Below are 20,258 nucleotides of genomic sequence, written 5' to 3'. Positions count from 1 at the left end.
GGTCCCTCACATTGCCCGTTACCCGATTGTTATAATCGCAGGTCGTGTTACTCGTGGGTACGAAACGCCCCGGGGGAACTTCATGATGGCGGTCAAGCCCGGTAGAGTTTGGACGGTCGTACCATCACGCGCGAGTGGCGGAATTGGCAGACGCGCTGGATTTAGGTTCCAGTGTCCTAGGACGTAGGGGTTCAAGTCCCCTCTCGCGCACACATCCCCGGCAACTCTGCCGGATTGCGTGCCGCGTGTTTCGAGCGCACTCGAATACACGTCGCTACCACCAGCCAGCCGACTCCACGCAGGCGTCACGGCGGTGGTGGTCAGTCGGCCGCGCCGTGCGGGCGGTGATAGTTGGCGGATGAATCGGGATCGTGTCTGCTTGGCGCGTCTCCTTGACGGTTGCTCGGCCCGGGTAGAACACTAGGGCTCCAGCCAGGCACGATGAGTTCGTGTCTCGCAGGCACGCGCTTACTCAGTCATGCACGTCGATACGAAGCAACAGATGCATCGGAATCATCCGCAGCGACATGAGAATTGAGGCGACATGCCCGAGCTTCCCGTTCCCGGATCGATCAGCTCGCTGGCTTCCGACGCTGTCGCGGAGGCGGTGGATATTGCCGCGCAACAGGCTCCGCTGCTGCGCGACAAACAGCAACGCCGATTCGAGATTTTCGACATCGACCGCGACGGGTTCGTCACTCCGGCCGACACCACCGCGCTGGCCCGCAAGCTGGCCCGCCTCACCGGGCACGAACCGGACTCGCCCCGCTCCGTTCAGCTCGAGGCGACGATCGCCAAGATCTGAGAGGACGAGGTCGAAGGGCCGGGAGCAGTTGCCGACCCGCACCGGCTCAGTGCGCAGGACTACATCGTCGCGGCAGCCTACGCACTCGTGCGCCGGCCCGACCAGGTCCTGCTCAACATCGGCGCCCTGACCAATCTGGTCTTCGTGATGACCGACGCCGACCACGACGGACTGATCGGCAAAGACGACACCGTGCGCTTGATGAGCGAGGTCCTGGGCCTGTCCGACGACGACGCCGCGACAGCTTGGAAAGCCCTCGGGACCGCCGATGCCGCCGAGGCGAGCTACACGCAGTGCCTCACCGCGATGACCGAGTTCATCACCAGCACGGACTCGAAGGCCCCTGGGAACTCGTTGTTCGGTCCGCTCTGAGCGGCGCACCCGTGACCCCCACTCGTATTCTGCTCACCGGGGCCAGCGGCGCCGTCGGTTCCGCGGTGCTCGAACGCCTCGATCATCGTTCGGTGATCGCGATGACCCACCGGAGATCGCTACCCGGTCCCGGGTTGCGCGGCAACATCATTCGTCCCAGGTTCGGTATGTCCCGTGACGAGTATCGGGCCCTCGCCGCGCAGATCGATGTCGTGATCCACTGCGCGGCGGGGGTAACACATTCACCGCGCACGAACTATTTGCACAAGGTCAACGTCGACGGCGTGGCGGAAGTGCTGCGGTTCGTGGCCGACGCCGACGCTCGGCTGGTGTACACCACGACCGCCTTCACCGCCCGCACCGGCGCCAACGCGCCCTTCGATGCCTACGCCGACACCAAGGCCGCCGGTGATGCGCTGGTCCGCGAATCCGGCGCACCAGCAAGCGTCGCCCACATCTCGACGGTGATCGGTGACCCACGCGCCGGCCGCACCACCCGGCTCCAAGCTCTCGAATACCTGCTCGGATTCGGGATGTCCGGTCAGCTGCCGTTCCTGCCCCTGCGAACCCGATACCCGGGTCGACTTCGTTTCCCGCGGTACGGCGGCCGAGGCGTTGATCGCGTTGGCACACAACAGCAATGAGCGCGGTGACTACTGGATCACCGCCGGCACGGCAGCGCTCGAGATGACTCGCATCATCGACATGGCCTACCACAAGGCCGCCGCCCGCGCTCGCGACGACGCGACACTCCGCCACATCGACAGCTCGCTGTTTCGGACCCGGCTGATCAGCCCCGCCGTCTGCGACAACATCCTCGACTCCGTGCTCGCCCGGACCTCGCCGCAGGCGGCACCCAGTGTGATCCTTCGCGCCGCCCGGCTCATGGCCGGCTACAACGGGGCCGCCGACTTTCCGACATCACTCGGCGACATCCCCGACGGCCCGGACAAACCCACCACCGACGACCTGACCGCCACACTCGATCCAGTACTCGACCACCTGCTGACACTCCCCCAACACCTGTGGGCACTGGACCACCGACCCACCGGCCTCGCCGAACCCGCCCGCAAGGCCGGATGATCATCTGAGGCCCGTACCGCATCTCTGGCTCGATCATCGGCGCGATGGCGGCGGAGACGGTGGCATGACCCCACCCAGCAACCGGTGACCTACACCGCCTCGCTGACCGACGGCGGTGACCTCGATATCGAGACCAGTTCCCTGTCTGCACTCACCGGCTGACCACGGCCCGACAACCCAACCACCCACGCGCGGCGAGTAACCATCGCCGCCACAGCTTGCGCCGATCTCGGCAACTGATCGCTACGTCAGCCCACTATTGGCGCAACATCCCGGTGCACGAGCCGCAAATACCCAGATGACCATGATTTTTGCGCCGAGGGATCCTCCGGACTAGCGGTCGGCCCGAGTTGCGGCCAACCGGCCCCATCCGCCTGCGCAGCGGCTACTGTTGGTGCGGACACTCGGGTCCCGAAGCGTGGCCGTGCCCGCCTTCACTCCTATCCCGAGGTGATTCCCGATGAATTCTCCTGCGTCCTCGGGCGTTGGCGATCAACGCGCATTCGATCAGCGGTTGTCCGGCGAAACCAGCGGCGCGGGCAATAGGCCGGCGGAGCGGGATGTCGTCGGCGAGGTGAGCGATCTGTTGATCGACCGCATGTTCGCGATCGGGCTGAACATCCACAACGAACTGGTTCGCTCACAGCGAGACGTCGCCGCACCGGAGCGCCGGAGCGCCGCCACTGTCACGATCCGGTGTGCCATCGACGAACTCGACCAGCTGATCCACAACACCCGGGCGTCCATGGACCGACTCGACTCCGCACGCGTGCCGCCGAATGATCGGTTCTCGCGGCCGACGCCTTGACCGCCGATCAATTACTGATCTGACGGAGGCGCGTGCCGTTGCCGAACTCCGGAGGGAAGAGGTTCAACGCGATGGAACTCCCGGCTTCATTGTGTCGCAGCGCTGCGTGTTCGGGTGGTTGTCAGGGCCGACGGCGGCGCGGCAACTCGAGCCGGTCCCGCCAGCTCGGGTGAGTGCGGATGTGCCGCGAGCCGCCGGCATGTTCCCGCCGGTCGACACCGAACGCGGAGTCTTCACCCCGAGACCGATCCGGCTCGGGAACAGCTGTGACGCCGGGGCGCGGGAAGCGCCGAAACCCGGTCGACAGCAGTGCCAGACCGGCGGCGCCGACTGCGCCGACGACGATGCCGAACAGGAACGGACCATCGGTGAGCACACCGACGATGCCGAGAACGACGGCCGCGGCCACAGCGGTCAGGCCGATGACGATGCCCATAGGAAACTCCTGAATGTTGCTGGGGTGAATACGTTTTCGCGCGTACCCCGCCCGGTGATCGTCAACCTCGACCGCCGGTCGACGTGCCCACTTCAGTACCCGCCGGTCGGTCGGCGGGTACTGTCGCTGGTTCCGACAAGTCCACAGACGACCGCACCGATCTGCGCGACAGGGACGATGAAATCGGCTGATCCGGTCGCGACCGCCGCGTTCGGCATGCCATCGAATGCCGCCGTCTGCGGGTCCTCGACAATGACGGTGCCGCCGCGTGACTTCACCGCCTGCGCCCCGAGGGCGCCGTCGCTGCCGGTGCCGGTGAGCACGCACGCGATCGCCCGCCGTCCGTAGGTGCCGGCGACCGACTCGAAGAGCAGATCGGCCGACGGCCGCACGAAATGCACAAGCTCGCTGCTCGTCAGCGCCAGTACACCTCCCGGTTCCACGAGCAGATGGTGATCGGGTGGAGCGATGTAGACGATCCCGGGCTCGATCTGCTCCTGGTCGCCGGCGAGATGGACAGCCAAAGTCGTCCAACGGGCAAGAATCTCAGCGAGGCTCGTACGACGGTGCCGATCAAGATGCTGGACAACGAGGACCGGCACCGGGAACTCCGGGCCGAACGCCCCCAGCAGGACCCCCAGTGCGGGGATACCACCGGCCGACGAAGCGACCGCTAGCACGTCGTAACGCTTCGACGAGGACCTCTCGGACATCACACCGCGACCCCTAACCCGCGCGGAACAGCACGAGGTCCGACCAGCGACCTCTGGTCCCGCTATACACCGGACGGGAATTCCAGCTGTTCGCCGATCTCCTCGACCTCCGTGGACTCGAGACCAGCGGGCCGTCCTTCGTATCGGCGAGCATTGCCATATCGCCGCTCTCCTCTCGGATTCGATGCCGACACCGCAGCAGCGATCCGCAACCGGATCGGCTCACCTAGTTCGTGGTGTGACACATCGTTGACAGATTGCGAGTGAAGCCCGGACCCGCTCCGTCGAGGCGTAGAACCCGAGGCGGTTCTACGGACGTATTTCATTGTATACCAGTCTATTTCGTCGCCGATAAGGTAGGGAGAGGTCTCACCTGGACGGCTCATCGCACTCATATGCCCCCAGCAGTGCACCGGACTACATCTTCGCGTATCTGGCCATGGCGAAGCTGTAGAGACCGTAGGTAATGATGCCCAGTCCGGCCACCACCAGAAGAGCCGCGCCATACGGCTGCGCCCCAAGGGTTTTCAATACGCCATCGAGTCCGGCAGCCCTATCCGGCTCGGAACGGCTCGCGGCAAGGATCACCAGCAACCCGACCGCGGCGATCGCCAGTCCCTTCGCGATGTATCCGATCGTGCCCAGCCGGCGCACGAGGTCGCTGGTGCTGCCCTCGAGGTCCTCGAGGAAGTGCCCACTACCCCCCTTGTACGCGTGGTAGCCACCGATCGCGATGATGACCACCCCGGCCACGGCGAGGGCGATCGTGCCCGCGGTGGATTGCGTCAACCGGGCGCTGAGCCCGGCACTCTCCTCGCCACTGGATCTGCCGCTACCGCGGGCGAATCCGAACGCGGAGAAGGCGAACACAAAATAGATCACCGCCAGGGAGAATGCCTTGACGCGATTGACCGCTTCGGACTTCTTACCGGCTGCGTCAGGTTTGGACGAACTGCCCAGTGCCGCTTCGGCGAGCCGCCACAGCGCCATCAACACGAACCCGATGACGCCCACCCATAGCGCGACGATGCCGCCGGGCTTGGCGGCCAGTTCGGCCATGGCGCCGGATTGATCCGCAGTGCCACCCGCACCACCGAGGGCGACCCGGATGGCGATGTAGCCGATGAGCAGATGGACGATGCCGCTCGTGACGAAACCCGCGCGGGCACATCGCTCGAAGACGCTGTTCTGGGCGAACCGACCCGCGATGGAGGACGAGTTGTCATAGGGCGCCCTGGAAGGATTGCTGTCAGCCACGGCGCCTCCTTCATACGGCGGGTGTTTCGCCGGTATCGACATTCCACACCGACCGGATGTCCAGTAGATACCTCGTCACGACGTATCGAAACACCAGCGCCGCTGTGGAATACCCGACAACACACAGCCCCGCCCGGCAGCAGGGTCGCACCCATACTCAGAGGGAGCAGGCTTCGCTACTACGCTGCACAGCCTTCGAAGGAGACAACCTGTGGAGAAGTCCGAGAAGAGCAGTGTAAGAACACTTTTCGACAACGAAGCCGGGCTGTCATGGGTCCTCGCGGGGCTGTCCGGTCTCATCGGGGCCGCTGCGTTCATGCACACGGCCGGCTACTTCGTCACCTTCATGACCGGCAATACCGAACGAGCGATCCTCGGAACCTTTCACGACAAGACCGAAGTTGTCGTCCCAGCGACGCTGTTGCTGGGTTCCTTCCTCGCCGGTGTCGTGGTCGCGTCCCTGTGCCGGAGGCACCTCTGGTCCCGTCACCTGCACGGACCAACCATCCTCACCACCGCCAGCCTCATCATCGCGTCGATCATCGACACAATCTTCAGCCAGGCAACGGAATCGGCCGAACTCGACCTCCTGCCCATCCTGGTCGTCGCGTTCGGCATCGGTAACCTGAACACCACGTTCGTCAAGGACGGCGAGGTGTCGGTGCCGTTGAGCTACGTCACCGGAACACTGGTCAAGATGGGCCAGGGCATCGAGCGACACATCAGCGGCGGCACCTGCGCCGACTGGCTCGGCCATTTTCTGCTCTACACGGCGTTCTGTCTAGGCGCGCTACTGGGCGGTGTACTCGCCACAATCGTCGCCGGCGGGACCATGCTCATCACTGCCGCCGCGGCATGTCTGGCCGTAACCATGTACACCCATTTTCACCTCGACAAACACGGCCCGCTCGCGACCGAATGACTCGAGCACGCCGCGAGATGTTCATGCCTCGGCAGGTCGACGTCGGGACCGGCTCGGTGCCGGATAGGCGGCGCCCGGTCGCCGTGCCGAAATAGAGTGTAGCCCTACAGTGTTGACATAAGGTGTGGATAGGCGTGTACTCGGGGGATCCTATAGATCCGAGGGATCGTCATGATCGTCATCATCGGGCTCGTCGTCCTCATCGCCGCTGTACTCGTCGGAGTCGCGGGTGTATTCGCCAACGGCGGCGCCACGCACGCATTGACCGACAACTTCGCAGTATTCGGCTACCACGTCACCGGATCCACCGGCGTGCTGTTCCTGTACGGAATCGTGGTCGGCGGTATCGGAATCGCGGGGCTGGGCCTGCTGCTGGCAGGTGCCCGCCGCACCGCGCGGCGCGGCGCCACGGCACGCCGTGATCTGAAGACGTCGCGTCACGACACCGCCGTCGACGATGCCCGCCGCCCCTACCCGCCGCAGCCTTCCGGCGCACAGCAGAACGCTCCCACTTCCTACGGCCATACCGGCACCACGAATGTCGGAGCGCAGGTGCCCGACACCGCCGTCGGACAGCAAACCAGCAACCGGTCCGCACCCCGCAGGCGTGGTCTACGCGAGATGTTCGATCACACCGGTGCCGGACAATCCGCTACCGCGCGCGGCGACCAGCGTCGATAGCCACACCCCTGCGCGGCGATCGCCTCGCTTGCCGCGTGACATCTCACGCACTATCCGAAATCAGGTACCCCAGTCATGATCATCCTCGGAGCCGTCCTGCTCGCTGCCGGACTCCTGCTCGGTATCGGCCTGCTGACCACCGCCGGCATCATCATCCTGCTCATCGGTGTAGCGCTGATGCTCGCCGGTCGTGCCGGACACGCCATCGGCGGCCGACGCCACTACTACTGACCAACGCCCCAGGTGGCGGACAACGATCGAACACCCGAAACATGCACCAGCAGTAGAAGACTCGATATACGGAGATAGAGAAATGACACGATACGCACACGACACCAGGAGAATGCGGACAGGCCGCCGCTCGAGAACGACCAGCATCGCCATGATCCTGGTGTTCGTGTGGCTGATGGCCGGCGTCATCGCCGGCGCGCAACGCGACTACTACAACAGCGCCCCGACCAACTGTGCGGGCGCCGGAACCATCGCGGTCACCATCCTCGCGGGACCGCTCAACTACCTCGGCATGAACCCGACAGTCGAAGACTGCCACGTCAACGTGCCATCGCCCAGCCAGTAACCGGGCCCACGACCGGCGCGGTCGAGACCGGAGCGTCCACGGTGCTCACCGCCCGGCTCGGGCCGATCAATCGCCCGGTAAAGCCGCCATCGAAGGCCGCAGGGTGCACCTCGCACGGTGACCGGTACAGATCGCCCCACTCCGGGGCACCGCCCTTGCCCTGCTGGTCCATCCTACCGAACACCACCTCCGGCGACCCTGATACCGCCATGGCGGCCGCGGCCGACCCCACAACACCTCGACCGTCGAGGCCCTGCTCGCCATGGCCTGACGACACGGCAGCGATGTCGGTCCGGAAGGACCACCACGATGACGTCGTTACAGACACATCAGTCCCCCGCCCGGCATCGGGTTCCACCCGAGTACATGCCGCGGCTGCGAGTCGAACCCTCTACAGACCGCTATGCCGGATCAACAAGGCGGACAGCGTGAAACGATCGCCTGCTCCTTGCCGGCATCTTGCGATGGACTGAAAACGCTTGCCGTGCAACTGCACCGTCAACCCTGGACGGTAGGACCCACCGCCCCTCTGCTGCGGCTCGCGTTCGGGTCGCGGCCGCCGCTGCGTTTCGAGTTCTGGGACGGCAGCGTGGTCGAGTCGACGGGCGAGTGTCGCGGAACAATGCGTATACGGTCGAAAGATGCGCTGAGCCATATGGTGTGGGCACCTGGCGAACTCGGAATGGGCCGCGCCTTCGTTTCCGGCGCCGTGGATATCGAGGGCGATATCTTCGAGGTCCTCCGTCAGCTGCAGTCCGCAGTGCCGGGCGACGCACGCTTGGGTGTCGCCGGAGCGTGGCGGGCGGTCAGCGCGGCCGGGCGGCTCGGGGCACTCGGCCATCGCCCGCCGCGGCCACGCGAGGAGGCACGCCCGCGTCGTGGCCGGCGGCACACGCGGAGCCGGGACGCGCGGGCGATCAGCCATCACTACGACGTCGGCAACGAGTTCTACCGACTGGTCCTCGGTCCGAGCATGACCTATTCGTGCGCCCGATTCACGACCGAGGACGATGACGGCCGCGGCCCCGCCGATGCGAGCGTCTCCCTGACCGATGCCCAGCGCGCCAAGCACGATCTGATCTGCCGCAAGCTGGGCCTGTCCGAGCGGCCGGGCATGCGCCTGCTCGATGTCGGATGCGGATGGGGCTCCATGGCTATGCACGCGGCCACGACGTACGGCGCACGGGTCGTAGCGGTCACGATCAGCAGTACTCAGGCCGAACTCGCACGCCGGCGAGTAGCCGATGCCGGCCTGTCCGGCAGTGTCGAGATCAGCTTGTCGGACTACCGCGACCTGCGCGGCGAACAGTTCGACGCCATCTCCTCGATCGGCATGTTCGAGCACGTCGGAGCGAACCGTGCCGGGGAATACTTCGACAAGCTGCACTCCCTGCTCCGGCCCGAAGGACGCCTCCTCAATCACGCCATCTCCTCCATGGGCGGATTCACGATGGGTGATCGGTCCTTCGTCGGACGCTATGTCTTCCCCGACGGAGAACTGCGCGATGTGTGCGATGTCGTATCAGCAATGGAGCGCGCGGGTTTCGAGGTCCGTGACGTCGAGGCGTTGCGGGAACACTACGCACTGACACTGCGGAAATGGGTCGCCAACCTGGAAGAGGGTTGGCAGCAAGCGGTTTCACTCGCCGGGGAGGGACGTGCGCGAATCTGGTGGGTGTACATGGCAGCCTCGGCCCTGGGGTTCGAAGACGGCGGACTCGGACTGCATCAAGTACTGGGTGTGGTCCCCGACTCACAAGGCCACTCGGGCATGCCCGGAAATCGACGGGCGTGGAGATGATCTCGAATCACTGACTGGGTTGCGGTATGTCGACGTTTGCAATCCCCGATTTTCGGGTTCATGCCCAGGTAGTTGAGTGGTCGTTGTCGCTCCATGTATCGAGTTGTGGGTGGTTATTCGAGCCGGTCTCGCCAGCTCGGGTTGGTGCGGATGTGCCGTGAGCCGCCGGCGTTTTCGTTGAGGTCGCGGCTCGCGGCGTTGTCCTCGGGATGCGACCGGCGCAACAGTTGTCGTGCGGCGAAACTGCGATCCCTGCCGCCGCCACCCGGCGATCGGCCGTTCATGGCGGTCATGGCGATGAGTCCGGCGACGACAGCGCCGAGGAGGATTCCGATGATCAGGGCGATGATGACGAGCATGTCGAGCTTCTCGGTTCTATTGGAGTCCTTCCAGTACACGCCGACGAGCACCCAATGTCAACACTGTAGGTCTACACTTGGACAAGTGAGCGAACGGCTGTGGCACGACAACGACATCGCGAGACGGACAATCCGCCGCCCGCGGCACACGATCGCGGGAATCGCATGGACCCTGGGGTTCGCGTACCTGGTCGTCGAGTTCGTCACCGCGTTCTTCTGGAAGAGCGGCTACAGCTTCCGCCACGACACCATCAGCGATCTCGGCATCACCGCATGTACGCCCAGCATGTGCTCACCACTGCACCTGCTCATGAACGCCGCCTTCGTGGCGCTCGGGCTGCTGACCATCGTCGGCGCGATCGGATTCCGCGACTATCTTCCGCACGGGCACCGCCAATGGTGGATCGTCGCCCTCGCCGTCGTCATCGGCCTGAGCACCGCGGCCACCGGCGTGGTTCCCTCCGACAACGGCATCGTCGTGCACGGCCTGGCCGTCATGCCGGCGCTCGTCTCCCGGCACATCGTGCTGATCCTGCTTGCGATCTGGCTGTGGAAACAACGCCGCCTGGTCGCGATCTGCTCGGCATTCTGCGCATCGGCCGGACTCGCCGGCACCGTCCTGTTCGCCATCGGCCTCCAGGTCGGCATCAGCGAACGCCTCGTCTTCTACCCGCTGCCGATCTGGATGGCGATCACTGGTGCCGTCATCGCGCTCGGCCCGCTACGCAACGCGGCGCCCCTGCGATACCTGTGCCGGTTCGAGGCGAAAACCGCTGCGGTGCCGATGTTTTCCGGAACCGCAGGCGATATCCGGACTTCGCGGGCCGAGCGAACTACCTCGATGCGTGACCCGGACCTCCTGCTCGCCGGTCCGGCCGCGCCGACCGATGCCGGGCCCGGAGCCACGCGGCGGCGTCGGCTCCCCCGCCGCGTTCGGAATCCCAATGCTGCTGTGCGGTAGTCATATCGCCATCGGCCACGGGGGTGATGATCCGTAGCGTCAGGGCGGTGTCGATGCCGTCCCCGATCACGGCGAGCGTGCGCGCGGGCCGGTGCCGGGAGCCGTCGAGACGGATCCGTCGACCGGCGCTGTCCAGTTCCCTTGGCGCGACCGACCATTCGTCGAGGTGATAGATCACCCGGCGGATCGGGCCGATGCCGGGGCGCAACGCCGAGAGCAGGCTCGTCAGCTCCACGACGAGATCACGGCTGTGCGGCCACCAGACCCCGTCGACGTTTGCCGTGCCGGCGGCATCGAGCTCGAGCCGCAGCCCTCGAGGCGGCGACGACTGTCGGGCGCTGGTCACGTGCGGTTGTGGTGTCATGATCGACACTCCTGTCGCGGCCGTTGCGGTCCGCCATGATGATTCGGTTCGAGGTCCGGTGTGTGTCGCACCGACGGTCGATCGGTGCTGCCGGACCGGATATTGCCTACGATGTAACTCTACGCCGTAGACATCCGCCATGACGGCGGGATACGCTGAGGTCGGCGTCGACATCGCCTCCCCATGCCTGCCGCGAGGACAGCGCCTGCCATGGCGAAGAGTCGAGATTCAAAGGTCCATTACCGAAAGGAAACAAGAAAATGGCGGCGAAAACGCCTTACGAGCGCCGAGTGGCTCGCGTCCGGGACGCGGTGCGGAAGCATTCGAAACTCGACGATGCCGCGGCGACCGCGCTCGCGGTCCACGTGCTGCATTCCCTCGATACCATCCCCGAGAAGATTCGCTGACGAGGATGCCCGCCTGCGGCTGCGTGCGCAGCCGCGGGGCCTCCGGGTCGGGACCACTCGACCTCCCACATGCCGGGCGAATACCGTTTCGCGCCTAGGTTTCCCGCGCGAGCCGCCGGGCCTGCTGCTGGGTGGAGATCAGTGCGAGTGTCGCTTCGGCACCCTGATTCTCGTTGCTGCCGGTGGGTTCCAGCCCGTCGGAACAACCGTCGCTGTCGGGGTCGAGCAGCACGGTGGCAACGTCGTTCACGCCACGGAACCAGGCTTCGCACAGCATGACCGCGTCCTTCCAGCGCGGCTCGCCGGTGGCATCGTAAGCGCGGGCGCAGGCATCGGCCAGCGTCGCAACCTCGATCGGCTGCTGGTCGAACCCGGGCCGGGCTTCTCCGGTCACCCACCCGTCGACCGGCGTGACGGAGAGGTGGTCACCGGCCGTCTCAATCTCGAGCAGCCATCGCAACATCGCCAACCCGTCGGCCTGGGTACGCCCCTTGCCGGGGAGCGCACCGGCCACGAGCAACGCCTCGGCCAGCACGGCATTGGCATACTGCAGTCGCGGCTCGGGCCATCGCCAGTCCAGCCTGCGCGTGGGTGCGCCGATCACCCCCGCGGCGGCGGCCAGAAGATCACGGGCGCAATGGTTTTCCGGATACCCCCGCAGAACCTCCGCGGCACCCAGCGCGGCGAATGCCATGCCGCGGGCCGAGCCGGAGCGCTGTCCGGCCGCGATCGTGAAGCGCGGCAACACGGTGGGCGCCAGGTCGGGCCTGCGGGCCACGACGGTCCCGAGCGCCCACACCGCGCGGCCCCAGTGATCGTCGAGGCTGGGCTCGTCCTGCCAGCACCGGTCCGGCCCGCGCCGGTTGTGGCAGCGCCCGTCGGGTGTGAGCGCATCGAGGACGAATTCGAGGTACACCCCGGTGAGGGCAAGCAGTTCCGGCGAGTTTTCGGTCTCGCGGACCGCGACAACCAAGGCGCGCGCGACATCGTCGACGCAGTAACCGTTCTCGACGCGAGGCTCGGTGAGCCTGGCATGCTCGAAGATTCCACACTCGTCGCTGAGCCGGACCAAATGCGCGTAGGAAATGGTGATCGTGCTCATGCATCCTTCTTCATCCGGCGGCGCGGACTGAGCCGCCTGGCGCCGACTCGGGAGATCTGTTGCGAGGCCACCGGGGACCGGCCGGCCTTCAAGTGGAGCCGCGGCGACTCCCCCGCCGCTCGCAGCGCCGAAACCAGGCCACGCCTACCGGTCGGGCCATCGATGTCGGCGGCGGCACGGGGCGGGTCGTTGTGAAATTTCCGCTCCGATGCTGTCTCCGGTGCGTCGTCGCTGGTCGCGGTCAGGAAGGTGTCTGGCAGTGCAAGTTTGTGGATGGTGCGTAGGGTCAGTAGGTACTGCCGCAGTAGCGGGCCGGAGGTGTAGGGAAGGTCGTATTTTTCGCAGAGCGCCCGGACCCGGCGCGCGATCTGGGCGTAGCGGTTGCTGGGCAGGTCGGGGAAGAGGTGGTGTTCGATCTGGTAGCACAGGTTCCCGCTGAGGAATGCCAGCGTCGGGCCGGCGTCGAAGTTGGCGGTGCCCAGCATCTGCCGTAGGTACCACTCGGCCTTCGACTCCTCCTCGAGAGCCGCGGGCGTGAATTTCTCTGCGCCGTCGGGAAAGTGGCCGCAGAAGATCACGAGATAGGCCCAGAGATTGCGGGCAATGTTGGCGGTGGCGTTCGCGGCGAGCGTACGGCGCCACCGCCGCCCACTCATCAATGGAAACAGCAGATAGTCCTTGCCGACCTGTCTGCCGATCTTGGTGGCGAACAACTTGGTCTGCGCGGCCTTGCCCGCGGGTGTGGCGGCGCGGTCGCGTTCGGAGTACAGATCGTGCAGGGCGATGCCCCACTCGAATGTTGCCGCCAGGAACAGATTCTGCAGGGGTTGCAGCAGCAGCCGCGGCCGCCACGGCTGGTCCCGGGTCATGCGCATGACACCGAAGCCGATGTCGTCGTCCATGCCGAGCACGTTCGTGTAGACGTGGTGCCGGAAGTTGTGCGAGTAGCGCCATTGCGCCGACAACCCGGCCATATCCCATTCCCAAGTGGCGGAATGGATTTCGGGATCGTTCATCCAATCCCATTGGCCGTGGCCGATATTGTGACCGAGTTCCATGTTCTCGATGCTCTTGGCCACCGCCAGCCCGGCGGTACCCAAAAGCCAGCCGGTCTTGCCCCGGCTGAGGGCGATGGTCAGCCGGGAGGCCGCGTCCAGCGCCCGCTGAAAGGTGATCGTGCGACGAATATAGGTGGCGTCGCGGGTGCCGCGCTGGTCTTCGATGTCGCGTCGGATCGCGTCGAGTTCACGTCCGAGCGCCTCGACATCGCCAGGAGTCAGGTGTGCGTAGATGCCGACTTCGGTGATTGCCATAATTCATACCCTCGAATTGCCGGGTGTCGTGTTTGGCCGAACCGATGCCGGGCACCCGCGCAAGCATGCTGCGCGGCTGCGGAACCGGATCAGCGTTTGAATGCCGCCTCGAGTCCTTTTTTGGCCCGGTCGATTGCACTGCGGGCTTGCTGCCCAGCGCTTTCCGTCCGGGGGCGGCCGTCTCCGCCTGCCTTGTCGAACAGCTTGTCCAGGTTCGCCTTCGCTGCCTGAACCTGGTGGGTGATCTTGTCGCCGATGGTCATCGGGATGGTCCCATCCCCGGATGCGCTGTGGAACCGCGGTCGGCAGATCGCCGGCCGGTCGACGCATAAGACCGGTTATGGCTTCATCCTAGGCCTGAATACGCTGTATGTCTACAGTGTAGGATTACAGCGTAACCAAATGCTTCCGGACAGGCGGAAGAATCGAGGAGCGTGCGATGAACTACACGAGAGCAGGACCACCCGGCGACCCCGACACACACGGCGATCACGCCGGCGACAGCCACACTCACCCGCTGACCCGCGCGGCGATACTGACCGCCGCGCTCGAGATCATCGACCACGACAGTATCGAGCGGCTCTCGATGCGACGCTTGGGCCAGCGACTCAACCGGCACCCGACTGCGCTCTATCGCCATGCCTCCAACAAGGCCGCGCTGCTCGACGGCGTCACCGAATTCGTTCTCGAACAGTTGACCGTCGACTCCACCGACCCGGATTGGCACCATCAGCTGCGCGTCATCGCCCGCGACTTCCGCCGGCTCGCCGTGACGCATCCGCACGTCGTGCCGCTGCTGGTCACCCACCCGCTGGCCACGCCACTGGGCCTGCGGCCGTTGGGCACACTGCGCCCCTTGGAACATATTCTCGACCTGTTGACCCGGGCGAACTTCAGCGGAAACGACGCCCTGCAGATCTACCGGGCGCTGTTCGGATTTCTGTACGGGCATGTACTCAACGAACTACAGGAGATCATCCACCTGCCGGAGGAGTCCACTGATCTATTGCGGCTCGGACTGCACCACCTTCCGATCGGCGACTTTCCGCTGCTGCGCGGACTCGCCTCGGAGCTGGCCGCCTATGACGGCGTCATCGAACTCGAACGGGGGCTGGACATCCTGCTGGCCGGCCTCGACACCACCCTCGCCACGACCGCGTCGCGACCCGATCGCCCGTGACCACGCCGGATGCCCGGTCACCGCGGATCGGGCGCGTCCCCCGGCCCGGGCAGCACGGCATCGCCCGAACCGGGACGGGTGCCGTTACCCGGCCCGGGCAACGTCGCCGCGAGACCGGCCAGCAGAATGTCGAGCCCCCGTTCGAGTTCCACCGCGCCGTTATAGCTCGCCAGCACCGACGCCAAGTTCCGCACCCGCGGAAACTCCCCGATCGGCAGCCGATACAACCCCAGCCGCAGCAGATCGTCGGTCTCGTCCGGACGTTCCACGAGTTCCTGCAATTCGTTGAGCACATGCCCGTGCAAGAACCCGAACAGTGCCCGGTAGATGTGCAAGGCGTCGACCTCGGTGTATCCGGCCTGCATGAGCAACGCCAGCATGTCCTCCAGCAAACGCACCACCGCTGGCGGACGCTGCCCGAGCGGCGTCGCGAGCGGCCGCGTCACCAGCAACGGCACCACCCGCGGATGTGCCAGCGCAACCCGCCGGAACTCTCGGGCGACGCGCCGCACCTCCGCCACCCAGTCCGACGCGGCGGCATCGACCGACAGCTCCGTGAACACGACCTCGGCGACGCCATCGATCACCGCAGCCTTGTTCGGCACGTGCCGGTAGATCACCATCGGATCGCGGCCCACCGCCTCCGCCAGCCGCCGCATTGATAGGCCATCGATCCCGACTCGATCCACAATCTCCAGCGCCGCACTCAACACCGCCGCCCGAGTCACCGGAGTGTCGCCGCGCCCAGCCCTGACCTTGTTTCGACCACTCGGCGTTTCAGCCATTACAGGCGGACTCCATTCCTCGGAACACACAACTGCCGATGTAGACCTACAACGTTGACATACGAACCCACGCGGCGTCTACTGAAGGTAACCGACCCAGGGAGCAACACCATGGCACCACTCCATATCCGCCGTCGGACCACCCGGCACCGCGGCCCGCCCGAATACACGCCGCGATTGCGGCTCAAGCCGGAAAGCGACGCATACATCGACGGCGCCTGGTGGCCCCGGTCCGACGAACTCACCACCGAACTACCGGGCCTGCTGACATTCCTGGAAATTCGGATGGGACCCATCTGCCGCGTCGTCTACGACCGGGCCAGCTGGGCACCCGCACCCCGCACCTTGACCGTCGGAGAGCGCGACGTCCAACTCGACGCCTACCCATTCGAGGCGGGCAACACGATGTATGTCTTCGGCGACGACAACAGCATGCTCGTGCTGCAGGTCGTCCTCTCGACCACCGACTACTACAGCGCACGTTCCACCCTCATCGCCGCCGCGCGACAACCGGCACCACAGCCCCTCGAACAGGAGACAAGCTCATGATCAACGGCAACACGCGCCGCCCGATCACCAATCACCTCGCCATGAACAGAAGCACCGGCCCACCCGGAAGACACACCCAGCCGTTCGGCGCCCCGACCCGCACACCACGATTGCTGTTGCGCCGCAACAGCACCCGCGCCGGTGACGTCGACGGCGCCTGGTGGCCCTGGACGGCCAACCTCACCGCCGAACTGCACGATCTGATCGCCGCCCTCACCCCGAGTCTCGGCCCGATCACCGGAGTGGGCTTCGACTGGAACCGGATCAGCCGCGCCCAACGCCACATTGATCACGACGACGGCGTACACATGCACGACCCGAGCGCCGGCCAACCCGCCGGCATCATGCGCCTGACCGTCGCGTACGGCCCCCAGGCGGTCCTACTCGTCATCCCCTTCGACACTCCCCGCGAACGAGCCGAAGACCTGATGCGCCAGGCAGCGCGAAATACGGACCTGTCCGTTTAACTACACCGAAGGCCTCCTGAGCCGAAAATAGCTCCACACCAAGCAATCAGGGATGAGACGGCGGCCGGAAGCCGCCGATCTTCTGCTCGAGCAGTTCGGCCAGCCGCAACGGGGTGCGGTCCTCGAACATCGGACCGATGAGTTGCACCCCCACCGGCAGACCTTCAGGGGACCGGCCCGTGGGGATGGCGGTGGCGGGCAGGCCGGGCATGGTGGCGACGCCGGCCCAGACGAGTTGGTCGAAGTACGGGTAGTCGACGCCGTCGATGGCGATGTGCCGGTCCTCCAGATCTCCGTTGTGGTCGTGCGGGAAGGCGGGAGTGGGCGTGATGGGGCACACCACGGCATCGAATTCGGCGAACAGCTGCCGCCAGCCGCGGCGGTGGAGTTCGCGACGGTTGTTCGCCTCGACCCAGTCGCGGTGGCTGAGCACCATGCCGCGCAGCCGCGCCGCAGCGAGACTCCGGTCCGCCGCGCTCAGGGCGGCGGCGTCGGTCCGCAGCTGTTCGTACACGTCGAGGGGAAGGCTCGCGGCGGCATTCGACAGCATCAGCAGCATGTAGAGCGTCGCCGCCTCGGTCGGATCGGGCAGCAGCGGACTGTGCCGTTCGACGCGGGCGCCCTCGTCGACGAGCGCCTCGGCGACCCGGTTCACGCCCGCCCGCACCGCCGATCCGGTCGGAATGAGCGGATGGTCCTCGATGATCAGGACATGGAAATCCGATAGCCGCTCGTGGCGCGCGGGCGGCAGCGCGAGGTCGTAGGCGATGCCGTGGGTCAGCGGGTCCGGTCCGGCCATCACGTCGAGCAGGAGGGTGAGGTCGCGGGCGGTGCGCGCCATCGGACCGACGACGGCGAGGTCGAGATCGATCGGCAAGGCCGGCGCGGGCGGCGCGACCATGCCGCGGGTCGGCACCAGCCCGAGTGTCGGCTTGTGCGCGTAGATGCCGCAGAAATGCGCGGGGGTGCGCAGCGAACCGGCGAGATCGGAGCCGAGGGACAGCGCGCCGAATCCGGACGCCAGGGCCGCCGCCGAACCGCCGGACGATCCACCCGAGGTGCGGCCGTGATCCCACGGATTGTTGGTGGTGCCGTAGATCTCGTTGAAGCTCTGGATATCTCGCAGAATCAACGGCACGTTGGTCTTCCCGAGCACCACCGCGCCGGCGGCCTTCACCCGCGACACCTGTACCGCGTCCTGGGCCGGCACGTAATTCTCGTACTGCGGCATGCCCCAGGTCGTGGGCAGCCCGGCGACGTCGTAGGACTCCTTGACCGTCACCGGAATACCGAGCAGCGGCCGGTCCTCGCCGCGGGCGCGTGCCTGGTCGGCAGCGCGGGCGGCGGCCCGCGCACGGTCGAAGTCCGGCACACAGATCGCGTTGATCACCTTGTCGTCGCGCTCGATACGGGCGATCGCCTCATCGGTGAGTTCCACCGAGGACACCGCACCGGCACGCAAGGCAGCCGCGAGTTCTTCGGCCGACTGAAAATTCCGTTCCATGAATTCGAAGTTATGGTCCGCCCACAGGGGGCATAAAATACTGTTTCGCACAACGGGAAAGTCGAACCGTCCACCTGCACCGACACCCGATCCGTCACTACAGGTGTTCCACCGCAGGTCACGGGGTTGACAGCGGGCTTACCCCACTGACAGAGGCCATAAGACGGCCGTTTCGCACAACGGGATGTATATCTCACTACCCGTCATATTTCGAGCTGAAAGGATGGAAATCACCTTGCATGGGTGATCTCGGGGCTGGGGTCGGCACGCACAATCCGTAGCGTGCAGCATCTGCTTCCCGCCGGTCAGCGGCGGTCGCTGGCCGAGTTGGCGGATCGGCTGGATCTGGCGGTGGGTGATGTGCCGGCGAAAAGGTCGGCGTTCTGGATCATGCTGGTGTTGTCGGCGGTGATCGCGATTTCGGGTGTGGTGGGCGATTCGACCGCGACGGTGATCGGGGCGATGATCGTGGCACCGTTGTCGGTGCCGATTCTCGGTATCGGACTGGGTATCGCGACCGGTGACGGCCGTTTGATCGGACGCAGTGTGCTGCTGGTGGTGGCCGGGATCGGGCTGGTGATCGCGCTGGGATTCCTGTTCGCGCAGCTGCTGCCGAACCCGGTGAGTGTGCTGTCGAATTCGCAGGTGGTCGGGCGGACCTCGCCGAAACTCATGGACCTCACCGCGGCGCTGGCGACCGGCGTGGTCGCCGCGGTCGCGATCACCCGCCGCGACGTGGGCGACGTGCTGCCCGGCGTGGCCATCGCGATCTCGCTGGTGCCGCCGCTGGGTGTGGTCGGCGTGTGCCTGGGCTCCGGCGCGCCCGCGCTGGCGCTGGGCGCGTTCGTGTTGTTCGCCTCCAACGTGGTGGCGATGATCATCACGACGACCGCGCTGCTGGTGGTCGCCGGGTACGGCCGGGAAGCGCGGGCGGTCGGTGCGCGGCGCGGGCGCGCGTACCTCGTGCTGGCCGTGGCGCTGGTGCTGGTGGCGGCGCCGATGACGGTGAATTCGCTGACCTCGTTGTGGGCGGGGCAGATCGCCGACGCCACCCGCGACTGGCTGCGCGACAGCCCGGGCGCCGAGGTGACCGACGTGTCCCTGCACAGCGATACGGCGACGGTGTCGGTGCTCGCCCCGGCGGAACTGCCGCCGCTCGCGGAGCTGCAACGGGTGGTCGACGATCTCGTTCCGTGGGACCCCGAGGTGGTCGTGGTGCATACGGTGGGCGGCCGGGTCCCCGGTCGGTAGGCGCACCGGGCTTGCGCCCGGATACGGGGCGGGGGTATAACAGGGGCTCTGGTTCCGATCACCGATGTCCGGGAGTCGCGGTCGAATGATGTGGCGCAGCAAGGGTTTCTCGCGAGCGGCCGGTGGGTCGCGGCGTGGGGCCTACGTGGCGGCGCTGCTCACCGCGCTGCTGCTGGCGCTGCCGATGACGCATTGCGCGGAGGCGCGGGGCCTTGCCTCCGGTCACCATACGCACGCGGCGATGTCCGCCGAAACCGCCGGGCCGGTGCGAGACCACGCCCACACGGTGGCCGGAGGCCCGCTGGACGGCCACTGCCTGCTGCACTTCGATCACTGCCGCGCCGAGCCGGTAGTGCGCGGCACCGCCGAAAGCGTTCCGGCGCAGCATATGGTCCTGCTCGCGCTGGCCCCCGCGGTGCTCCTGGTGGCGGACTCCGACGACATCGTCTCCGCGGGGCCGCGAGATCCGCCCGGCCGCATGCCCGCTCTCGGAGGCCGGGCCACTCTGACTCGGCTCTGTATCGCTCGACGCTGACATGTCAGCGCCAGGCCGACGCCGCT

Annotated in this window: 26 protein-coding genes, 1 tRNA gene and 1 pseudogene; 18 read left to right on the top strand and 10 right to left on the bottom strand. The window is 66.2% G+C overall.

The genetic code is table 11. The features are described from left to right. Positions 1-128 precede the first annotated feature (128 nt). From ACFMRZ_RS29635 to ACFMRZ_RS29610, 6 genes are all read left to right on the top strand, one after another. Positions 129-210: transfer RNA gene (locus tag ACFMRZ_RS29635), tRNA-Leu, on the top strand. A gap of 334 nt (positions 211-544) precedes the next feature. Beyond that, complete coding sequence (locus ACFMRZ_RS29630) at positions 545-805, top strand: EF-hand domain-containing protein (RefSeq protein WP_400181594.1); 261 nt, start codon at positions 545-547, stop codon at positions 803-805. 87 nt (positions 806-892) lie between these two features. Next, a complete protein-coding gene (locus ACFMRZ_RS29625; protein ID WP_400181593.1) occupies positions 893-1,177 on the top strand; it encodes a hypothetical protein in 285 nt (94 codons plus the stop codon). Positions 1,178-1,188: 11 nt separating this feature from the next. Next, entirely contained in the window at positions 1,189-1,821 is a 633-nt protein-coding gene (locus ACFMRZ_RS29620) for an SDR family oxidoreductase (protein ID WP_400181592.1), read from the top strand. After that, positions 1,802-2,260: a hypothetical protein gene (locus ACFMRZ_RS29615; RefSeq protein ID WP_400181591.1), complete on the top strand. Its 459-nt coding sequence runs from the start codon at positions 1,802-1,804 to the stop codon at positions 2,258-2,260. Before ACFMRZ_RS29620 ends, ACFMRZ_RS29615 begins: the two co-directional genes overlap by 20 nt. A 460-nt stretch (positions 2,261-2,720) precedes the next feature. Beyond that, on the top strand, positions 2,721-3,068 hold the full coding sequence (locus tag ACFMRZ_RS29610; protein WP_400181590.1) for a hypothetical protein: 348 nt from the start codon (positions 2,721-2,723) through the stop codon (positions 3,066-3,068). Between the two features lie 121 nt (positions 3,069-3,189). Here the strand turns inward: ACFMRZ_RS29610 and ACFMRZ_RS29605 are convergent, their stop codons facing one another. The 3 genes from ACFMRZ_RS29605 to ACFMRZ_RS29595 all read right to left on the bottom strand — a co-directional run bounded on the left by ACFMRZ_RS29605 (position 3,190) and on the right by ACFMRZ_RS29595 (position 5,474). Further along, a complete protein-coding gene (locus ACFMRZ_RS29605; RefSeq protein WP_400181589.1) occupies positions 3,190-3,504 on the bottom strand; it encodes a hypothetical protein in 315 nt (104 codons plus the stop codon). Positions 3,505-3,596: 92 nt separating this feature from the next. Next, a complete protein-coding gene (locus ACFMRZ_RS29600; protein WP_400181588.1) occupies positions 3,597-4,217 on the bottom strand; it encodes a chemotaxis protein CheB in 621 nt (206 codons plus the stop codon). Between the two features lie 417 nt (positions 4,218-4,634). Continuing rightward, entirely contained in the window at positions 4,635-5,474 is an 840-nt protein-coding gene (locus ACFMRZ_RS29595) for a DUF1206 domain-containing protein (RefSeq protein WP_400181587.1), read from the bottom strand. A 211-nt stretch (positions 5,475-5,685) separates the two neighbouring features. Between ACFMRZ_RS29595 and ACFMRZ_RS29590 the strand changes: the two genes are divergently transcribed. From ACFMRZ_RS29590 to ACFMRZ_RS29570, 5 genes are all read left to right on the top strand, one after another. Next, complete coding sequence (locus ACFMRZ_RS29590) at positions 5,686-6,396, top strand: YoaK family protein (RefSeq protein ID WP_400181586.1); 711 nt, start codon at positions 5,686-5,688, stop codon at positions 6,394-6,396. Between the two features lie 171 nt (positions 6,397-6,567). Continuing rightward, positions 6,568-7,077, top strand: coding sequence for a hypothetical protein (locus ACFMRZ_RS29585; protein WP_400181585.1), 510 nt, complete (start codon positions 6,568-6,570; stop codon positions 7,075-7,077). Positions 7,078-7,152: 75 nt separating this feature from the next. Next, positions 7,153-7,308: a DUF6131 family protein gene (locus ACFMRZ_RS29580; RefSeq protein ID WP_400181584.1), complete on the top strand. Its 156-nt coding sequence runs from the start codon at positions 7,153-7,155 to the stop codon at positions 7,306-7,308. A gap of 82 nt (positions 7,309-7,390) precedes the next feature. Next, positions 7,391-7,654: a hypothetical protein gene (locus ACFMRZ_RS29575; protein WP_400181583.1), complete on the top strand. Its 264-nt coding sequence runs from the start codon at positions 7,391-7,393 to the stop codon at positions 7,652-7,654. 655 nt (positions 7,655-8,309) lie between these two features. Then, on the top strand, positions 8,310-9,455 hold the full coding sequence (locus ACFMRZ_RS29570) for a class I SAM-dependent methyltransferase (RefSeq protein WP_400181582.1): 1,146 nt from the start codon (positions 8,310-8,312) through the stop codon (positions 9,453-9,455). A gap of 113 nt (positions 9,456-9,568) precedes the next feature. On the opposite strand, the gene ACFMRZ_RS29565 is transcribed toward ACFMRZ_RS29570, so the two are convergent. Further along, positions 9,569-9,865 (bottom strand): hypothetical protein, encoded by a 297-nt coding sequence (locus tag ACFMRZ_RS29565; RefSeq protein WP_400181581.1) that lies wholly within the window; start codon positions 9,863-9,865, stop codon positions 9,569-9,571. Positions 9,866-9,899: 34 nt separating this feature from the next. Here ACFMRZ_RS29565 and ACFMRZ_RS29560 point away from each other — a divergent pair, with 34 nt between their 5' ends. Then, a complete protein-coding gene (locus tag ACFMRZ_RS29560) occupies positions 9,900-10,775 on the top strand; it encodes a DUF998 domain-containing protein (protein WP_400181580.1) in 876 nt (291 codons plus the stop codon). Between the two features lie 16 nt (positions 10,776-10,791). Here the strand turns inward: ACFMRZ_RS29560 and ACFMRZ_RS29555 are convergent. Beyond that, positions 10,792-11,139, bottom strand: a pseudogene (locus ACFMRZ_RS29555) (DUF5994 family protein); the annotation flags it as partial. 260 nt (positions 11,140-11,399) lie between these two features. Between ACFMRZ_RS29555 and ACFMRZ_RS29550 the strand changes: the two are divergent. Further along, the gene (locus ACFMRZ_RS29550) at positions 11,400-11,546 is read left to right on the top strand and encodes a DUF6307 family protein (RefSeq protein WP_280277004.1); all 147 of its coding nucleotides are present in this window, start codon (positions 11,400-11,402) and stop codon (positions 11,544-11,546) included. A 94-nt stretch (positions 11,547-11,640) separates the two neighbouring features. On the opposite strand, the gene ACFMRZ_RS29545 is transcribed toward ACFMRZ_RS29550, so the two are convergent. The 3 genes from ACFMRZ_RS29545 to ACFMRZ_RS29535 form a co-directional block, all read right to left on the bottom strand. Then, a complete protein-coding gene (locus ACFMRZ_RS29545) occupies positions 11,641-12,648 on the bottom strand; it encodes a glycosyltransferase (protein ID WP_400181579.1) in 1,008 nt (335 codons plus the stop codon). After that, the gene (locus tag ACFMRZ_RS29540; protein ID WP_400181578.1) at positions 12,645-13,961 is read right to left on the bottom strand and encodes a fatty acid desaturase family protein; all 1,317 of its coding nucleotides are present in this window, start codon (positions 13,959-13,961) and stop codon (positions 12,645-12,647) included. Before ACFMRZ_RS29540 ends, ACFMRZ_RS29545 begins: the two co-directional genes overlap by 4 nt. A gap of 89 nt (positions 13,962-14,050) precedes the next feature. Further along, a complete protein-coding gene (locus ACFMRZ_RS29535) occupies positions 14,051-14,224 on the bottom strand; it encodes a CsbD family protein (protein WP_280277005.1) in 174 nt (57 codons plus the stop codon). 176 nt (positions 14,225-14,400) lie between these two features. On the opposite strand from ACFMRZ_RS29535, the gene ACFMRZ_RS29530 reads away from it, so the two are divergent. After that, positions 14,401-15,141, top strand: a complete 741-nt coding sequence (locus ACFMRZ_RS29530; protein ID WP_400181577.1) for a TetR/AcrR family transcriptional regulator — start codon at positions 14,401-14,403, stop codon at positions 15,139-15,141. A 17-nt stretch (positions 15,142-15,158) separates the two neighbouring features. Here ACFMRZ_RS29530 and ACFMRZ_RS29525 read toward each other — a convergent pair whose 3' ends face one another. Continuing rightward, positions 15,159-15,926, bottom strand: coding sequence for a TetR/AcrR family transcriptional regulator C-terminal domain-containing protein (locus tag ACFMRZ_RS29525; RefSeq protein WP_400181576.1), 768 nt, complete (start codon positions 15,924-15,926; stop codon positions 15,159-15,161). Positions 15,927-16,037: 111 nt separating this feature from the next. Between ACFMRZ_RS29525 and ACFMRZ_RS29520 the strand changes: the two genes are divergently transcribed. After that, complete coding sequence (locus tag ACFMRZ_RS29520) at positions 16,038-16,475, top strand: DUF5994 family protein (RefSeq protein WP_400181575.1); 438 nt, start codon at positions 16,038-16,040, stop codon at positions 16,473-16,475. Continuing rightward, positions 16,472-16,942, top strand: coding sequence for a DUF5994 family protein (locus tag ACFMRZ_RS29515; RefSeq protein ID WP_280366577.1), 471 nt, complete (start codon positions 16,472-16,474; stop codon positions 16,940-16,942). The genes ACFMRZ_RS29520 and ACFMRZ_RS29515 overlap by 4 nt, the downstream gene beginning before the upstream one ends. A gap of 46 nt (positions 16,943-16,988) precedes the next feature. Here the strand turns inward: ACFMRZ_RS29515 and ACFMRZ_RS29510 are convergent, their stop codons facing one another. Continuing rightward, entirely contained in the window at positions 16,989-18,446 is a 1,458-nt protein-coding gene (locus ACFMRZ_RS29510) for an amidase (RefSeq protein ID WP_400181574.1), read from the bottom strand. A gap of 282 nt (positions 18,447-18,728) precedes the next feature. Between ACFMRZ_RS29510 and ACFMRZ_RS29505 the strand changes: the two genes are divergently transcribed. Both ACFMRZ_RS29505 and ACFMRZ_RS29500 read left to right on the top strand, forming a co-directional pair. Then, positions 18,729-19,697, top strand: coding sequence for a TIGR00341 family protein (locus ACFMRZ_RS29505; protein WP_280365317.1), 969 nt, complete (start codon positions 18,729-18,731; stop codon positions 19,695-19,697). 85 nt (positions 19,698-19,782) lie between these two features. Continuing rightward, the gene (locus ACFMRZ_RS29500; protein ID WP_400181573.1) at positions 19,783-20,232 is read left to right on the top strand and encodes a hypothetical protein; all 450 of its coding nucleotides are present in this window, start codon (positions 19,783-19,785) and stop codon (positions 20,230-20,232) included. The last annotated feature ends 26 nt before the right edge of the window (positions 20,233-20,258 follow it).

The sequence above is a fragment of the Nocardia sp. N2S4-5 genome (genome assembly GCF_044628355.1).
Taxonomy (GTDB): domain Bacteria; phylum Actinomycetota; class Actinomycetes; order Mycobacteriales; family Mycobacteriaceae; genus Nocardia; species Nocardia wallacei_B.
The sequence above is the reverse complement of the archived record's forward strand: the minus strand, read 5'-3'. Positions and strand labels throughout refer to the sequence as shown.

Bases quoted from the DNA above. Each gene is read 5' to 3' on its own strand.
- ACFMRZ_RS29580 (WP_400181584.1), top strand. From the start codon at position 7,153: ATGATCATCCTCGGAGCCGTCCTGCTCGCTGCCGGACTCCTGCTCGGT.
- ACFMRZ_RS29570 (WP_400181582.1), top strand. From the start codon at position 8,310: ATGGTGTGGGCACCTGGCGAACTCGGAATGGGCCGCGCCTTCGTTTCC.
- ACFMRZ_RS29500 (WP_400181573.1), top strand. From the start codon at position 19,783: ATGATGTGGCGCAGCAAGGGTTTCTCGCGAGCGGCCGGTGGGTCGCGG.
- ACFMRZ_RS29515 (WP_280366577.1), top strand. From the start codon at position 16,472: ATGATCAACGGCAACACGCGCCGCCCGATCACCAATCACCTCGCCATG.
- ACFMRZ_RS29540 (WP_400181578.1), bottom strand. From the start codon at position 13,961: ATGGCAATCACCGAAGTCGGCATCTACGCACACCTGACTCCTGGCGAT.
- ACFMRZ_RS29585 (WP_400181585.1), top strand. From the start codon at position 6,568: ATGATCGTCATCATCGGGCTCGTCGTCCTCATCGCCGCTGTACTCGTC.
- ACFMRZ_RS29630 (WP_400181594.1), top strand. From the start codon at position 545: ATGCCCGAGCTTCCCGTTCCCGGATCGATCAGCTCGCTGGCTTCCGAC.
- ACFMRZ_RS29530 (WP_400181577.1), top strand. From the start codon at position 14,401: ATGAACTACACGAGAGCAGGACCACCCGGCGACCCCGACACACACGGC.
- ACFMRZ_RS29510 (WP_400181574.1), bottom strand. From the start codon at position 18,446: ATGGAACGGAATTTTCAGTCGGCCGAAGAACTCGCGGCTGCCTTGCGT.
- ACFMRZ_RS29520 (WP_400181575.1), top strand. From the start codon at position 16,038: ATGGCACCACTCCATATCCGCCGTCGGACCACCCGGCACCGCGGCCCG.
- ACFMRZ_RS29575 (WP_400181583.1), top strand. From the start codon at position 7,391: ATGACACGATACGCACACGACACCAGGAGAATGCGGACAGGCCGCCGC.
- ACFMRZ_RS29535 (WP_280277005.1), bottom strand. From the start codon at position 14,224: ATGACCATCGGCGACAAGATCACCCACCAGGTTCAGGCAGCGAAGGCG.
- ACFMRZ_RS29545 (WP_400181579.1), bottom strand. From the start codon at position 12,648: ATGAGCACGATCACCATTTCCTACGCGCATTTGGTCCGGCTCAGCGAC.
- ACFMRZ_RS29600 (WP_400181588.1), bottom strand. From the start codon at position 4,217: ATGTCCGAGAGGTCCTCGTCGAAGCGTTACGACGTGCTAGCGGTCGCT.
- ACFMRZ_RS29550 (WP_280277004.1), top strand. From the start codon at position 11,400: ATGGCGGCGAAAACGCCTTACGAGCGCCGAGTGGCTCGCGTCCGGGAC.
- ACFMRZ_RS29605 (WP_400181589.1), bottom strand. From the start codon at position 3,504: ATGGGCATCGTCATCGGCCTGACCGCTGTGGCCGCGGCCGTCGTTCTC.
- ACFMRZ_RS29610 (WP_400181590.1), top strand. From the start codon at position 2,721: ATGAATTCTCCTGCGTCCTCGGGCGTTGGCGATCAACGCGCATTCGAT.
- ACFMRZ_RS29525 (WP_400181576.1), bottom strand. From the start codon at position 15,926: ATGGCTGAAACGCCGAGTGGTCGAAACAAGGTCAGGGCTGGGCGCGGC.